Source organism: Epibacterium sp. MM17-32, from assembly GCF_022348205.1.
Taxonomy (GTDB): domain Bacteria; phylum Pseudomonadota; class Alphaproteobacteria; order Rhodobacterales; family Rhodobacteraceae; genus Epibacterium.
Map to the genome: position 1 here is coordinate 192,241 of NZ_JAKRFC010000006.1, position 15,720 is coordinate 207,960.

The 15,720-nt window shown below is 62.9% G+C and carries 13 protein-coding genes and 1 pseudogene; 6 read left to right on the forward strand and 8 right to left on the reverse strand.

What is annotated here, in order from left to right; all coding sequences use genetic code 11:
- Nucleotides 1-217 precede the first annotated feature (217 nt).
- The 4 genes from MHM88_RS12120 to MHM88_RS12135 are packed head-to-tail and all read left to right on the forward strand — an operon-like array spanning nt 218 to nt 4,755.
- Entirely contained in the window at nt 218-850 is a 633-nt protein-coding gene (locus MHM88_RS12120) for a glutathione S-transferase family protein (RefSeq protein ID WP_239365143.1), read from the forward strand.
- 10 nt (nt 851-860) lie between these two features.
- Nucleotides 861-2,072, forward strand: a complete 1,212-nt coding sequence (locus tag MHM88_RS12125) for an acetyl-CoA C-acetyltransferase (RefSeq protein ID WP_239365145.1) — start codon at nt 861-863, stop codon at nt 2,070-2,072.
- Nucleotides 2,072-2,557 carry a cupin domain-containing protein gene (locus MHM88_RS12130; protein WP_239365168.1) on the forward strand — a complete coding sequence of 162 codons (486 nt, stop codon included), beginning with the start codon at nt 2,072-2,074 and terminating at the stop codon, nt 2,555-2,557. The genes MHM88_RS12125 and MHM88_RS12130 overlap by 1 nt, the downstream gene beginning before the upstream one ends.
- Nucleotides 2,554-4,755, forward strand: a complete 2,202-nt coding sequence (locus tag MHM88_RS12135) for a 3-hydroxyacyl-CoA dehydrogenase NAD-binding domain-containing protein (RefSeq protein WP_239365171.1) — start codon at nt 2,554-2,556, stop codon at nt 4,753-4,755. The genes MHM88_RS12130 and MHM88_RS12135 overlap by 4 nt, the downstream gene beginning before the upstream one ends.
- A 222-nt stretch (nt 4,756-4,977) precedes the next feature.
- On the opposite strand, the gene MHM88_RS12140 is transcribed toward MHM88_RS12135, so the two are convergent.
- Nucleotides 4,978-5,670, reverse strand: a complete 693-nt coding sequence (locus tag MHM88_RS12140) for a Hint domain-containing protein (protein WP_239365174.1) — start codon at nt 5,668-5,670, stop codon at nt 4,978-4,980.
- Between the two features lie 127 nt (nt 5,671-5,797).
- A complete protein-coding gene (locus MHM88_RS12145) occupies nt 5,798-6,463 on the reverse strand; it encodes a sulfotransferase family 2 domain-containing protein (RefSeq protein WP_239365177.1) in 666 nt (221 codons plus the stop codon).
- A 159-nt stretch (nt 6,464-6,622) separates the two neighbouring features.
- Here MHM88_RS12145 and MHM88_RS12150 point away from each other — a divergent pair, with 159 nt between their 5' ends.
- Nucleotides 6,623-8,254: an AMP-binding protein gene (locus MHM88_RS12150; RefSeq protein WP_239365180.1), complete on the forward strand. Its 1,632-nt coding sequence runs from the start codon at nt 6,623-6,625 to the stop codon at nt 8,252-8,254.
- 177 nt (nt 8,255-8,431) lie between these two features.
- Here MHM88_RS12150 and MHM88_RS12155 read toward each other — a convergent pair.
- Nucleotides 8,432-8,965, reverse strand: a pseudogene (locus MHM88_RS12155) (DUF2199 domain-containing protein); the annotation flags it as partial.
- A gap of 401 nt (nt 8,966-9,366) precedes the next feature.
- On the opposite strand from MHM88_RS12155, the gene MHM88_RS12160 reads away from it, so the two are divergent.
- Nucleotides 9,367-10,377 carry a hypothetical protein gene (locus MHM88_RS12160; protein WP_239319334.1) on the forward strand — a complete coding sequence of 337 codons (1,011 nt, stop codon included), beginning with the start codon at nt 9,367-9,369 and terminating at the stop codon, nt 10,375-10,377.
- 128 nt (nt 10,378-10,505) lie between these two features.
- Here the strand turns inward: MHM88_RS12160 and MHM88_RS12165 are convergent, their stop codons facing one another.
- The 5 genes from MHM88_RS12165 to MHM88_RS12185 all read right to left on the reverse strand — a co-directional run bounded on the left by MHM88_RS12165 (nt 10,506) and on the right by MHM88_RS12185 (nt 15,590).
- Nucleotides 10,506-11,732: an SPOR domain-containing protein gene (locus tag MHM88_RS12165; RefSeq protein ID WP_239365183.1), complete on the reverse strand. Its 1,227-nt coding sequence runs from the start codon at nt 11,730-11,732 to the stop codon at nt 10,506-10,508.
- A gap of 198 nt (nt 11,733-11,930) precedes the next feature.
- Nucleotides 11,931-12,563 carry a uracil phosphoribosyltransferase gene (gene upp / locus MHM88_RS12170; protein WP_239319328.1) on the reverse strand — a complete coding sequence of 211 codons (633 nt, stop codon included), beginning with the start codon at nt 12,561-12,563 and terminating at the stop codon, nt 11,931-11,933.
- A gap of 83 nt (nt 12,564-12,646) precedes the next feature.
- Entirely contained in the window at nt 12,647-13,864 is a 1,218-nt protein-coding gene (locus tag MHM88_RS12175; protein WP_239365186.1) for a phosphopentomutase, read from the reverse strand.
- Nucleotides 13,864-15,168 (reverse strand): thymidine phosphorylase, encoded by a 1,305-nt coding sequence (locus MHM88_RS12180; RefSeq protein ID WP_239365189.1) that lies wholly within the window; start codon nt 15,166-15,168, stop codon nt 13,864-13,866. Before MHM88_RS12180 ends, MHM88_RS12175 begins: the two co-directional genes overlap by 1 nt.
- Before the next feature lie 5 nt (nt 15,169-15,173).
- Nucleotides 15,174-15,590, reverse strand: coding sequence for a cytidine deaminase (locus MHM88_RS12185; RefSeq protein ID WP_239365202.1), 417 nt, complete (start codon nt 15,588-15,590; stop codon nt 15,174-15,176).
- Between the last annotated feature and the right edge of the window lie 130 nt (nt 15,591-15,720).

A 15,720-nucleotide genomic window follows, 5' to 3' on the forward strand; every position in this document is an offset into this window, starting at 1 on the left:
GGTATGGGGCGCGCCTGCCCCCGAGCTCTCCGCCTAATGGGCAAGCGCGCCTTCAGCTTCTGCGGTCATCGGCTTCCCAGCCTGTACCGCACTGCCATGTTATCGCCATCTTGGTTAACAAACGCTGACTATCTTTCATCTTCTTCAAAATATCCCACGGGGGTGCGGGGGTGTGAAACCCCCGCCACGACATCGCCACTGGGAGGGGCGATTTGACATGAAACTCTATTGTTTTGGCGAATCCGGCCATTCCTACAAGGCGGCGCTGGCGCTTGAGCTGGCAGGGCTTGAGTGGGAGCCGGTCTTTGTTGATTTTTTCAACGGTACCACACGCGGCGATGCGTTCCGAAGTGACGTCAACGACATGGGCGAATGTCCGGTTTTAATTGATGGTGACGTCACGCTCAGCCAGTCCGGCGTGATCCAGCAGTATCTGTCCGAAACCTATGGCAAGTTTGGTGGAACCACCCCGGAAGAGAAACGGGAAGTCCTGCGCTGGCAGCTTTGGGACAATCACAAACTGTCTTCAAACGCGGGCCTGTGCCGGTTCTTGATGAATTTCCTGCCCGAAGACAAACGCCCGGCTGACGTAATCGCATTCCTGCAAGGACGCCTCAAAGCGGCTTACGCAGTTCTGGACAAACACTTGGAGGGCCGCGACTGGATCGTGGGCGAAAGCCTCACCAACGCCGACCTTACCTGCTGTAGCTACCTCTACTACCCGGAGCCTTTCGGATTTGACCGCAAGGACTACCCCAATATCGACGCCTGGCTGTCGCGCCTCAGCGCCCTGCCCGGCTGGAAACACCCCTATGACCTGATGCCCGGCAACCCGTCGGATCGAGCTTGAGGAGACCAATATGACCGAAGCTTACATCTATGATGCCGTCCGCACCCCACGCGGCAAGGGCCGCAAGGACGGCGCACTCCATGAGGTGACCTCCGTGCGCCTCTCCGCCCTGACCCTGAACGCGCTGAAAGAGCGCAACAACCTTGAAGGCCATGCGGTCGAGGATGTGATCTGGGGCAACGTCACGCAGGTGATGGAACAGGGCGGCTGTCTGGCGCGCTCTGCGGTGCTGGCCTCCGATCTGGATCAATCCATTCCGGGCCTTGCGATCAACCGCTTCTGCGCCTCTGGCATGGAAGCGGTGAACCTTGCTGCAAACCAGGTAAAAGGTGGCGCAGGGGATGGCTATATCGCGGGCGGCGTGGAGATGATGGGCCGTGTCGCCATGGGTTCGGACGGAGCGGCGATTGCCGTCGATCCGACACTGGCCATGGACAGCTATTTCGTGCCGCAGGGGATCTCGGCCGACATCATCGCGACCGAGTATGGGTTTACCCGCGAGCAGGCCGATGCGCTGGCGGTGGAATCCCAGCGCCGCGCCAAGGCCGCCTGGGATGACAACCGCTTTGCCAAGTCGATCATCACCGTGCGCGACCAGAACGGTCTGGCGATCCTGGATCATGATGAATACATGCGCCCCGGCACCGATATGCAGGCGCTTGGCGCGCTCAATGCGTCCTTTCAGATGATGGGCGAAGTGATGCCGGGCTTTGATGCCGTTGCAAAACTGAAATACCCGCATCTGGAGAAGGTCAACCACATCCACCACGCCGGGAACTCCTCGGGGATCGTGGATGGCTCTGCCGCGCTGTTGATCGGCAACAAGGAATTTGGCGAGCGTCATGGCCTGAAGCCGCGCGCCCGTATCAAGGCAACTGCCAAGATCGGCACCGATCCGACCATCATGCTGACTGGCCCTGTGCCTGTGACCGAGAAGATCCTCAAAGAGACTGGCATGAAGATCTCCGATCTGGATCTGTTCGAGGTCAACGAGGCCTTTGCCTCGGTGGTGTTGCGCTTCCAGCAGGCCTTTGACGTCGATCCGGCCCTGGTGAACCCGAACGGCGGCTCGATCGCCATGGGGCACCCGCTGGGCGCGACCGGCGCAATCATCATCGGCACGCTGCTGGACGAGCTGGAACGGCAGGACAAGGAATGCGGCCTTGCCACGCTCTGCATCGCCTCGGGCATGGGGGCCGCCACCATCATCGAGCGCGTCTGATGCCGAAACTGGACCTTTCCCAAATCCCTGCAAAGGGCGGCTCGACCTATCCCGGCAAACTGGCCCGGAGCGTCGACGGTCGCACGTCACAGCGTCTGGGCGATGCCGCTGGGATCAGCCAATATGGTGTGAACCTCGTGCATCTGGAGCCCGGGGCGCTGTCCTCCCTGCGCCATTACCACATGGAACAGGACGAGTTCGTCATGGTCACCGCCGGCACGCTGGTGCTGGTGGATGACGCAGGCGAACATGACATGAACCCGGGCGATTGCGCCGCCTTCCCCAAGGGCGATGCAAACGGCCACCACCTTATCAACAAGAGCGACGCGCTGGCCTCCTTCCTCGTGATCGGCACACGGACCGAGACCGAGACGGGCTTCTACAGCGACCTCGACATGATGGTGAAGGTTGCCGATGGCGCTTTCACCTTCACCCGTAAAGACGGCAGCCCGCTGACGGCTGAGCAGATCGGAGACGACACATGAGTGATTTCACATATGACGTGGACGCAGACGGCATTGCCATCATCACCTGGGATGCAGTCGACAAGAGCATGAACGTGCTGACCCGCGAGGCCTTTGGCCTGGTGGAGGAGTATATCGACCGTGCGCTTGGCGATGACGCGGTCAAGGGCGTGGTGATCACCTCCGGCAAGAAAGACTTTGCCGGCGGCATGGATCTGAACGTGCTGGCCACCATTCGCGAGGAGTCGGGCGAAAACCCGGCTCAGGGCCTGTTTGATTTCACGATGAACGGCCACCGCATCCTGCGCAAGCTGGAGCGCGCCGGGATGGACGCCAAGACCAACAAGGGCGGCAAACCGATTGCCTGCGCCATCAATGGCACCTGTGCGGGCATCGGCACCGAAATTGCGCTGGCCTGTCATTACCGCAGCATGACCGACAACCCGAAGGCCAAGATCGGCCTGCCGGAAATTCTGCTGGGCATCTTCCCCGGCGGCGGCGGCACCATCCGCTATTCGCGCATGGTGGGCGCCGTGAACGCCGCCCCCGTGCTTCTCGAAGGCAAGATGCTGGACCCGAAAAAGGCGAAATCCGCAAGCCTCGTGGATGAGGTTGCCGCCGATCCGCTGGAGGCAGCGCGTCAGTGGGTGCTCAATGCCAAGGACGCCGATATCGTCAAGCCGTGGGACCAGAAGGGCTATAAAATGCCCGGCGGCGCGCCTTATCATCCGGCTGGGTTCATGAACTATGTCGGGGCCTCCGCCATGGTGCATGGCAAGACCCAAGGCGCGTTCCCGGCGGCCAAGGCGCTGCTCTCTGCGGTCTATGAGGGCGCGCTGGTGGATTTCGACACCGCCCTGCGCATTGAGGCGCGCTGGTTCACCCATGTGCTGATGAACCCGTCCTCCTCTGCGATGATCCGATCCCTGTTCATCAACAAACAAGCGCTGGAAAAAGGCGCGGTGCGTCCCAAGGGTATCGAGGATCAGACCGTCAAGAAGATCGGCGTGCTGGGCGCAGGTATGATGGGCGCGGGCATCGCGTTGGTGTCGGCGCAGGCTGGTATGGAGGTCGTATTGATCGACCGCGACCAGGACGCTGCCGACAAGGGCAAGGCCTATTCCGCCACTTATATGGACAAGGGCATCAAGCGCGGAAAAGCCACGCCGGAGAAGAAAGAGGCGCTGCTGGCGCAGATCACGGCAACACCGGATCTGGACGCCCTCAAAGGCTGCGATCTGATCATCGAGGCGGTGTTTGAAGACCCGAGCGTGAAGGCCGAGATGACCAAGAAGGTCGAGGCGATCATCCCCGAAGACTGCATCTTTGCCTCCAACACCTCGACCCTGCCGATCACCAGCCTGGCCGAGGCCTCGGTCCGGCCCGAGCAGTTCATCGGCATTCACTTCTTCTCTCCGGTGGAGAAGATGTTCCTGGTGGAGATCATCAAGGGCGAGAAAACCGGGGATCGCGCGGTGGCCAAGGCGCTGGACTATGTGCGCCAGATCCGCAAGACGCCGATCGTGGTGAATGATGCACGCTTCTTCTACTGCAACCGCTGCATCATCCCCTACATCAATGAGGGCGCGCGGATGATCACCGAAGGTGTCTCGCCGGTGCTGATCGACAACGCCGCGCGTCAGCTGGGCTTCCCGGTGGGGCCGATCCAGCTCACCGATGAAACCTCGATTGATCTTGGGGCCAAGATCGCACGGGCCACTAAGGCGGCGATGGGCGATGCCTATCCCGAAAGCCCGGCGGATGATCTGATCTTCTGGATGGAAGACCAGGGGCGTCTCGGGCGCAAGGCCAATGCGGGCTTCTTTGACTATGACGACAAAGGCAAGCGCGTTGAGTACTGGAAAGGCCTGTCGGAGAAATACCCGCAAGCCTCCGAGCAGCCGGATTTGATCGAAGTGCAGGAACGGCTGATGTTTGCGCAGGTCCTGGAGGCCGTGCGGGCGCTGGAAGAAGGCGTGTTGATGGACATCCGCGAGGGGGACGTGGGCGCGGTTCTGGCCTGGGGTTTTGCGCCGTGGTCCGGTGGACCGCTCTCGTGGCTCGACATCATCGGCACCCCCTATGCGGCGGAGCGCTGCGACCAGCTGGCAGAGGCTTATGGCGACCGTTTTGCCTGCCCGCCGCTGTTGCGTGAGATGGCGGAGAAAGGCCAGACCTTCTATGGCCGTTTTGCGCCGGAAGAGGATCAGGCGGCCTGACCGCTGCGCACATGTGATCTAAAACAGTCGCCCCTCACGGGGCGGCTTTTTTTGTTGTGCGAGGCTCTGCCTCGCGCTCCGAGATATTTATGAAAAGATGAAGAACCGGGGTTCCTTGAGGCCCTGACAGTTCACGCATGTGCCAAGATGACGAAGACCCGCCACCGAAAGGATCGGCTGGCGGGTCGGCTGCTCTGGAGGGGTGTGAGAGAGAGCGTGTGATCAGGCGAAGGTTGCGTATTGCGGCTCGCCGGTGCCGCCGGTGCCCGCCATCGCGCCGGGGGTCCAGAAGCTGTCCTCGGTGATCATGTCGATCACCAGTTCGCGGGCTTCGCCGGCGGAGAGGATGGTGTAGAGTTCCTCAGACTGGGCGGTCACGCAGTAGTGCATCAGGTCGTGATCCGCGGGGCAGAAGGCGAGAACGCCGGCCTCGATGTAAACCACCTCGTCCTCGTCAAAGGTCAGGAGGATGGTTTCCATGGTCACCTGCTGCGGTGCGCGGGTGATGCCGCGGTAGCCTTCGAGCGCACAGGCGGGAACGACGGCAAAGGGGTCGCCCAAGTTATCTTCGAGCAGGTCATGCTCCAGAAGAACGCCCTGCTCCGGCTTGACCCACATCGGGTTGCGGTTGCCGAGCGCATCGCGGGGAATATAGACCGGTGCCATTTCCTGAGCGGAGGCGGTGTCGCCCAGAACCAGAGTGCGGCGGGTGATCGATTTGATGGGGCGCATGCCGTGGTCGAAGGTCAGCACCTCGTCACCGATGGACAGCGCCTGAACGGGGCGCCAACCGGTCGCGGTGGCTACCATGGTCCCGGCGAGAAAGCCGGCCTGGCCGGTGGCCACCATCGGAAATTCGGTGGTGAACGCTTCTGCCATCGGGGAGGCATTCCGTTTTGCAAACCAATCCAGCATGTTCCTGTCCTTTCGACCTTTGAGTTGCTCCGGACCTCGGGGGCTCGAAGCTCCAATCGCCGTTCCGTGAATACGTTGTAGCAAACCGGGCGGGCCTGGGCGCGGTCTCTAACGGAGCCGCTCTGTCTCAAAGGGATAGGGGGGAATCGTTAAAAGAGTATTCAAATCGCTCCAATTCAGTAGCGCAGCAATCCTGAACGGCAGTAATCGCCTGTGAATCATAGTAAAGGCGCCAGTCGGGATCACGCTGTGACCCGTTCACACGGGGCAGATCCAGTGCGAATCCCAAGTGATCGAACAAGGGTGCGGCATCTGTGGCAAAGGATTCGAGCCGTATATAAAGGCTGCAATGCTCATACCCGTCCGACTGCTGCATATATGAGGGCGCAGGCTGGGCCCTGAGCGCGCGCATCACCAAAGGGTCGGTGACAAAGCCGGAAAACGACCGCGATCTGGCCAGTGGCACCATCGGATGGTCAAACGTCTGTCCTTGCAGCCAGTGATAGAGGCTGACCACGCGATCAAAGGGATTGCGCACCAACGTGAAGGCAAACATCTGCCGCAGCTCCTCGCGGCTGGCGAGGCCTTCGATGTCGGCCAGGGTTGAGTGTTTCCACAATCGCCCCCGCGTCTGGGTGCCATGCAGGCGGCGGCGGCGTTTCACGGCCTTCGGCGTGTCGCCCAGCATCTCGTCCCCGGCCATGGCGCGCGCCTCCAGCGCCAGCGCAAGCGCGGTGCCGCCGGTCTTGGGGATATGGATAAAGACGTAGTTGCGCCCGCGCGAAAGGATCATGCGCAGAGGCTAACCCATTACAGAGCATTGGGAAACATCCGAGCGCATGGGGCGAAGCCAGTAGAAATACCGCCCAGGCACGCAATCTCTTTCAATTTTCAAATCTCCAGCGCAATATTCGGTCTCAGGCGCAAATCGGCAAGACCGGGAGGAAGAATCATGGGGTGGCTGGCAGATGAAACCGGGCTGGAACGGACGGCGGCAAACTATGTGCCGCTGACGCCGCTCTCACACTTGCAGCGCGCGGCGCATGTCTTTGCCGAGGACACGGCCCTGGTCTACGGCCAAACCCGGCGCACCTATGCGCAGTACTACGACCGCTGTACCCGGCTGGCGGCGGCGCTGGCCGGCATGGGGGTGACACCGGGCGATGTGGTTGCGACCTTGCTGCCGAATATCCCGGCACAGGCCGAGGCGCATTTTGGCGTGCCGGCCTGTGGTGCGGTGCTCAATACGATTAACATCCGGCTGGATGTGGACACGGTCGCCTATATCTTTGACCACGGAGAGGCCAAGGTGGCGCTGGTTGACAGTGAGTTTCTGGAACTGGCCGAGGCCGCCAAGGCACGGATGCAGGGCGAGGGCCCGATCCTCATCGAAGTGCCCGATCCCGAGGCGGGTGTGCCTGCAAGCGGACGCCATGCCACCTATGATGAACTCCTCGCCGCGGCCCCTCATGATTTCGACTGGATCATGCCGGAGGACGAATGGGAAAGCCTTGCGCTCAACTACACCTCCGGCACCACCGGGCGGCCCAAGGGCGTGGTCTATCACCATCGCGGCGCCTATCTGATGACCATGGGAACGGTGATCTCGTGGCGGCTACAAATGCGCCCGGTCTATCTGACCATCGTGCCGCTGTTTCACTGCAACGGCTGGAACCATACGTGGATGATGCCGGTGCTGGGTGGCACCGTGGTCTGCTGCCGAAACACAACCGCCGAGGCGATTTATAATGCCATCGCCGATGAAGGCGTGACCCATTTTGGTGGCGCGCCGATCGTGCTCAATATGATCGTCAACGCCAAGGATGCGGAGCGGCGCGCCTTTGACCACACGGTCGAGGTCTTTACCGCAGGCGCGCCCCCTGCCCCGGCGACGCTGGAAAAGATCGAGCGTCTGGGGTTTCACGTCACTCAGGTTTACGGTCTGACGGAAACCTATGGCCATGTCACCGAATGCCTCTGGAAAGGCGACAGCTGGAACACGCTCGACACCGCCGGGCGTGCCGCGATCAAGGCGCGTCAGGGTGTGGCCTTTCCGATGATGGAAGATGTCACCGTTCTGGATGAGACCCTGACGCAAGTCGCCAAGGACGGTCAGACGCAGGGACAGATCGTGATGCGCGGCAATTCGGTCATGAAAGGCTATCTGAAGAACCCGGAGGCCACCGCTGAGGCCTTTGCCGGCGGCTATTTCCACTCCGGCGACATCGCGGTGCAGCATCCCGACGGCTATATCCAGATCGCAGACCGCGCCAAGGACATCATCATTTCAGGCGGAGAGAATATCTCCTCTGTAGAGGTCGAAGGTGTGCTGATGGGCCACCCGGATGTGAACCTTGCTGCGGTGGTGGCAAAGCCCGACAAAAAATGGGGCGAAGTGCCCTGTGCCTTTGTGGAGCTGAAAGAGGGCGCAGCGGTCGACGAGGCCGCCCTGATCGCCTTCGCCCGCCAGACGCTTGCCGGTTTCAAGACCCCGAAAGCGGTGGTTTTTGGGGAATTGCCCAAGACCTCGACCGGAAAGATCCAGAAGTTTGAACTGAGGAAGCGGTTCGCCGGGGGGAGTTGAGGGCGACCTCCAGCCGCGAATTGGGAACGCTTTTGTGAAATGAGACTGGATCGCGAAGATCTGTCAGACCGGGCGTGAAGCTGCGATTGCTGACATTCACCACGGCATTCATAGATGGATACCACACGGGACGAAGCACCAGTTCGCAGCGACTACGCGAATGTCGGCCTTCATCTGTTAAGCGACCTGATCTTTCCTTGAGCACGCGTGATTTGCGAGATTGGCAATTTTTATTGCCTTTCTCCAGCTGATCCCTTCGCGTTGATCAATGGAAAGCGGATGGGAACTGTCCCAAAGATAGGCCTTTGGTCTTTGCCCTTTCGCACTCCATTGAATATCACATTGAAGGTGCTCAAGCGGAGCGCCAGCATCAGATAGATTGTAAAACGGCATGTCGACGGGCAACCATCCAAAGCTCCCGAGCGACGACTGATCTTGACCAAAGGTTTCGACGTATTTTTCGAAGCTATCTTTAGACTGAGTAACCCAAACTCCCCAAGTAAACACGGCATCGGCACCTTGGATCGGGATCTCAAGGACAACACGAATACAGAAAATCTCGTCCCCTTGGTCGTCATCTTCTGCAGGTTTAATGTGACAAAGATCATCCGAGGCGACAGTCCGATCTTTTCGGTCCCCCTCGGGGACATCGAAATAGTATGTCGGAAACTGAAACGAAAACGACGGCGCCCCTTGGTGAAACTCACCACACGCGTTGCACTTGTACTAAAATTGCCGTTTGCCGAACAATCGTTTGAACAATGTATAGCCTTTCCGCGCTGTAAACCAATTTGAAGCAGACATTGTATCTGTGTGCAATGGAGGTCGGTTCGGCCTCAGACTGTTCATTCGTGACGCGCAACACAAATGAATGGTATCAAGTTTGACACATCATCCCGCCCGTCTGCCTTCGCAGGCGCTCTCTGGAATGATCGTTAACAGTCCAACGGCACGTCTTGCACGTCCACATCCGGCTCCTTTCCACCTCAACGCCCTCTCAACGCTTAGAAAAACACTCAAGCGCCGCCATTTGAGCCGCAAAGCGGTTTGCCGCCGATGCGGCTTGCATGTTAAATACGATTTAGAACAACAGGAGCAGGCAATCCCGGTCGATGACGGTACTCCGTGAATTTCAGCGGCTTGAGGCGGTGGGCATCTGGCGGCCTTCGCCGTCAGAGCAGCGGCGCGACGTGATTGTCTCGCTCGGGGATGCGACGCTCACCATTACCGATATGCAGGATCGCCCCCTCGCCCATTGGTCGCTGGCCGCGGTCGAGCGGGCCAATCCGGGCGCGTTTCCTGCCCTCTATCATCCCGACGGCGACCCCGGCGAGACGCTGGAACTGGCCGAGGATGAGGTCACCATGCGCGAGGCGATCGAGACGGTGCAGACCGCCATCGACCGCGCGCGCCCGCATCCCGGACGGCTGCGGCTCTATGGCGGTCTTGGCATTCTGGCCTGTGTTGCCACGCTGCTGGCCTTTGGCCTGCCACAGACCATGCGCACGCAGACCCTCGCGGCGGTGTCGGACGTGCATCGCAAGGCCATTGGTCAGGCGCTTCTCGGGCGCATCGAGCGGGTCTCCGGGCAGGCCTGCTCCACGGCCGAGGCGGAACCGATCCTGAGAAAGCTCGCGGATCGCACCGATGTGCGCCGCGTGGTGGTGCTGCGCTCCGGGATTGCCGAAAGCCTGACCTTGCCCGGCGGCATCGTGCTGATCCACCGCTCCTTTGTCGAAGACTACGAAGACCCGGCGGTGGCGGCCGGGGCAGTGCTGGTGGAACATGTGCGGGCTGATACGCGCGACCCGATGGCCGAGATCCTCGACATTGGCGGCATCGGCGCCACCTTCCGCCTGCTGACCACCGGAGAGATCCGGCGCGAGACCCTGGACCGCTATTCGGAGACCATGCTGGCCTCGCCGCGCCCTGGCGTCGATGTGGAGACCCTGCTGGCGGAATTTGCCCGCGCGGCCATTCCCTCCACTCCCTATGCCTACGCCCGCGATGTCACCGGTGAAACCACGCTGGGACTGATCGAAGCCGATCCGATGGCCGGGCGGGAATTGGCGCCGGTGCTGAATGATCGGGATTGGGTTCAGTTGCAGAACATCTGCGGCTAGGCGCAGCCGCCGGCGCTGACGCGCCCCAGCCCTTAAGCCCCCCCGCACAAGACATCCGCTTTGGCACCGAGGTTCCGCCCGGCGTGGGACAGCTGGGCAGCTCTGGTCGCCCTTGCGCCTGCGCGCGCCTATTTGCTGAGGCGCGCGCCGCTGAAGCCAGCCGCACGAATGCGGTGAAGCGCCTGCTGAGCTCCGACCGTGAAGGGACCGGCAAGCACCACCTTGTAGGTCTGCCCGTTCCGCTTCAGCGTGCCCAGCCGCATCTGCAATCCGGTGGCAGAGGCAAGATCCCGCGCCACGCGCCGGGCTTCGGCCGGATCCGACAGGGTTGCGGCTAGCACGTAACGGCGCGCCACGGGAGCGGCCTCGGGCAAGGTTGCATCGGGAGCAGAGCGGCTCGAGATGGCGGACCCTGTCCCACCCCGGCGCGGCGGCACGATGCCATATTTCGCCTTCGCGTCCCACAGGACAAAGGGGGTCTTGTCCAGCGGTCGCTCGACCTGCCGACGGGGCAGCTCTTCGCTCCAGACCTGCGCCATCTGCGCATCGCCCGCCGGAGTCCGCACGCCCCGCTGGGCGTTCATGCGGTTGTCGGCGCGATCGGCAGGGGCGTACCCGTCCGGGACAACCATGCGATCACTGAGAACCGTGGGACGTATGGTCTGCTCGGCGCGGTGGATGTTCAGGCGATCATCTTCCCACACCACGCGATACCCTTCGGGCACCTGCAGGCCCTCGCTCTTGCGGCGTTCGAGATAGATATGAACCGGCAGGATGCGTGTGTTTGGCGTGATGCGCGACAAGGGATCGGCGGATGCCGCGGCTGTCTGCGGGGGCGCGACGGGGACCGCCGCAGGCCGGGTGCCGGATGTGGGCGCCCGGGGTGCGGAGACCGGGCGGGCGGGGCGCACCGGCGACAGGTTCACTGCTGTCTGTGCCGCAGAGGTGCTGTCGGCCGCGCGTTGCGGTTTCACCACCGGCGTCACCGGCGCGACGGAGGCGGCGGGCGCGGAGGCCGCGTCGGATCCTGCTGCGGTTCCGGGCGCCAGTGAAATCACTTCGGGGGCCGGTGACGGGGGAACCTCCGCGGCGGGGCGGGCCCCGGCGATCTCTGTCGGCGTGGCACCGCAGAGTTGTTGTCGCGCCCGGTTCACCCGCGGAATCCACGCGACATTGCCGTCGACACCGGCACGGATAAACACACAGCCCTTGCTGTCCACGAACTGACGCCCCTCAAATGACGCCGGAGGGACCTCCGCCGGGCGCGCGATGGGCTGAATGGTCTGCGCGTAAAGACCCGCCCCACCTGAAACCGCCCAGATAAGGGATACTGCCGTAATTCTAGTTATTTTCATGGAACTGCCCCACAATATATGGCGGCAGGATGCCTGAAAAGCCCCGCTGAGTAAAGGAAATGCTGGCAACAATATGGCAGGTTCCGGCAGATCGTCGCCACAATCCGGCGCTCAGATCCGGCAGGCCCGCTCCGGTCCCGGGTCAGGCGCGCGCGGGCGGTGCCGGGCTGGCCCTGCACGCGCCCTTTAGGTCAGGCGTTACTTGGTCCCGAACATACGATCGCCGGCGTCCCCCAGACCGGGCAGGATATAGCCCTTCTCATTCAGCTGGCGGTCCAGCGAGGCGGTGATGATCTTCACATCCGGATGCGCCTCTTTCATGCGGGCCACCCCTTCGGGCGAGGCCAGCAGGCACAGGAAGCGGATATTGTTCGCCCCCGCCTTCTTCAACAGATCGATCGCCGCGACCGAGGAATTGCCGGTGGCCAGCATCGGATCCACCGCGATCACCATCCGGTCAGAGATCTGTTGCGGCACCTTGAAATAGTATTGCACCGGCTCCAGCGTCTCTTCATCCCGGTACATGCCGACAAACCCGACCCGCGCCGAGGGCACCAGTTCCAGCACCCCGTCGAGCATGCCGTTGCCTGCGCGCAGGATCGACACCAGCGCCAGTTTCTTGCCCGCCAGGATCGGCGCTTCCATCTCCTCCATCGGGGTTTCGATGGTGGTGGTGGTCAGGGGCAGTTCGCGGGTGACCTCATAGGCCAGCAGCTGGGTCAGTTCGCGCAGCAGCTGGCGGAATTCCGAAGTGGATGTGGCCTTGTCGCGCATGATGGTCAGCTTGTGCTGCACCAGCGGGTGGTCAACGACGGTCAGGTGGTCACTCATCGGGCGCTCTCCATTTTGCTTTTGGTTCTCTTAAGCGCCGCACCCGGGGACAGGCAAGGCGTTTTCCGGCGCACGCCGGTGGTTCATGCGGGCAGAAAGCTCCGCCCGGGCCCCTGCGCAGGGGCCCCCAGATGGGCGGCAACAGAGGCTGCAACATCGGCAAAGCGGATGCTGCCGATGCTGCCTGTGCCCGCTCCTGCGATCAGCACCGGCACCTGCTCGCGGGTATGGTCGGAGCCGGGCCAGCTTGGATCGTTGCCGTGATCGGCGGTCAGGATCAGCAGGTCCCCGGCGCGCAGCCCCTCCAGGACGCGGGCGATTTCGCCATCAAACCACTCCAGCGCGCGGGCATAGCCCGATATGTCACGCCGGTGCCCGAAATGGCTGTCGAATTCGACAAAATTGGCAAAGGTCAGGCTGCCCTCTTCGGCGCTGCTCACCGCCGCACGGAGATGGTTCATCAGCTCCGCATCGGTGCCCTTGGCCAGTGTATCTATGCCCTGCATGGAAAAGATGTCGCCGATCTTGCCGATCCCGTGCACAGGGCCACCGCCGGCCTGCACCCAATCCGTCAGGATCGGTGCCGGTGGCGTGATCGCAAAATCGCGTCGGTTGGCGGTGCGGGTGAACCCGGTCTCTGCCGTACCGACAAAGGGCCGCGCAATCACGCGACCGACCTTCATCCGGTGCAGGAAGGGCGCCACCTCGGCACAGAGTGCCAGCAGCCGGTCGAGGCCAAAGCTCTCCTCATGCGCGGCGATCTGAAAGACGCTGTCGGCAGAGGTATAGCAGATTGGCAGGCCGCTGCGCATATGGGCCTCGCCCAGCTTTGCAATGATCTCGGTGCCGGAGGCATGACAATTGCCGAGCACGCCCGAGGTGCCCGCCGCCTGCGCCACATGCGCGACCAGATCGGCGTCAAAGGCATCGCCGTCCTCGGGGAAGTAGTGCCAGGCCCAGGGCACCGGCAGCCCCGCCAGCTCCCAATGCCCCGAGGGGGTGTCCTTGCCGGTGCTGATCTCGCGAGCCGCGCCCCAGAGCCCGGTTGGCTCCGCCTCCAGCCCGGGTGCGGGCTGGGCCGTGGCAAGACGCAGCGCCGCGCCCAACCCCAGCCGATCCAGCGTCGGCACGTGCAGCGGGCCGCTGCGCCCTTGCTCGGCGCGCCCTGCCGCACAGGCCTGGGCGATATGCGCCACGGTATTGGCGCCCAGATCGGGCAGATCCTTGTTGAAATAGGCGCTGGCGTCCGGCGCACCGCCGATCCCGACCGAATCCATGACCACAAGGAATGCACGCGCCATCAGGAGATCCTTTCATGCAGCAGCGGCGGCAGATCGGGGGCCGCAGGCGCGACGGTCACCGCCGCCCGCAAGGCCGACGCCGCCTGTTGCGCATCCTCGGCACGGGCGGCATGGATGCGGGCGATCACATCACCCGGGGCGACGGTACTCCCCAGGGGCAGCAGATCCGCGATGCCCACCGCCGGGTCGACCCGGTCGCTCTCCACCATGCGCCCACCACCAAGCCGCACCACCGCCAGCCCGAGCGCCTCGCCGTCGATCGCCGCAATCTGCCCGGGTGTCTGCGCCGTCACTTCGTGAATAACAGGGGCCTCCGGCAACAGCTGCGCCCAGTCGTCGGCGAACCCGGCCGGCCCGCCCTGGGCTGCCACCATCCGGGCAAAGCGTTCCGCCGCGCGCCCATCGGCAAGAACCGCGGCGATCTGCGCCTCTCCGGCCGTGGCACTGTCGGCAAGCCCTGCCTGATGCAACAGGGCGCCCCCCAGCGCCACGGTGATGTCGATGATTGCTCCGCCGCTTTGCCCGGTCAGCGCCCGCATCACCTCCGCGACTTCCAGCGCATTGCCAAGCGCGGGCACCAGCGGCTGGTTCATATCGGTGATCAGCGCCTGCGTCGGACAGCCCGCAGCCTTGGCCGTCTCCACCAGAGAGACCGCCAGAGCACGGGCCTCCTCGACCGTTTTCATAAACGCGCCGGAGCCGATCTTCACATCCAGCACCAGCGCCTGCGGGCTGGCCGCCAGTTTCTTCGACAGGATCGACGCCGTGATCAGGTCCAGACTCTCGACCGTCGCCGTCACATCCCGCACCGCATAGAGCCGTTTGTCTGCCGGGGCGATACGTGCGGTCGCCCCCACGATCGCGCAGCCGACGTCCTCCACGATCTTGGCAAGACGCTCCTGCGGCACCTGGGTGGACAGGCCCGGAATGGCCTCCAGCTTGTCCAGCGTTCCGCCGGTATGCCCCAGCCCCCGGCCCGAGATCATCGGCACAAAGGCCCCGCATTCCGCCAAAGCCGGCGCCAGCAGCAGCGAGACACAATCGCCGACCCCGCCGGTGGAATGCTTGTCCACCACCGGCCCCGGCAAATCCCAATGCAGCACATCACCGCTGTCGCGCATGGCCAGTGTCAGGGCCGAACGCGCCTCGGCCGGCAGACCGGTCAGACAGATGGCCATGGCAAAGGCGCCCGCCTGCGCATCACTCACCGCGCCTCCGGCCAGCCCCTCGGCAAACCAAGACAGCTCCGCCGCGGTGGGCACCTGACGCTGGCGCAGCTTGGCGATGACAGATCGTGCATCCATCGCTCTCAGCTCCGTTCCATGTGGCCCGCGTCAAAGGCACCGGGCAGCAAGGCCCCGATGGTGGTCTCCATCTCCGTGCCGTCGGTGGTGGCCAGCGTGACCGGAACATCGGCGGCACCAAATTCCTTCAGTTTCTGGCGACAACCGCCACAGGGCGGCACCGGGCTGGGACAATCGGCGATGACATAAGCCTCCAGCAGTTCGGTCTCGCCCGCCGCAACCATGGCGGCAATGGCGCCCGCTTCGGCACAGGTGCCTTCGGGGTAGGCAACATTCTCGACGTTGCAGCCCACATAGACGGTACCGGATGCGGCCCGGATCGCCGCGCCGACCTTGAAATTCGAATAGGGTGCATGGGCATTCTCACGCACCGCAGCCGCAGAGGACCGCAACGAGCTGGTGGATTTTTCGACGTGAGACATGGCTGCACTCCCAGTTGCGACACCGGCGCCAAGGTGCTCTTGCGGCGGTGTTCCGAATTGATGACGGAGCCGGCAGGGCGGCCCCGCAGATATCTGTTCTTATTTTGACCAAATGGTCAAATAGGATCTG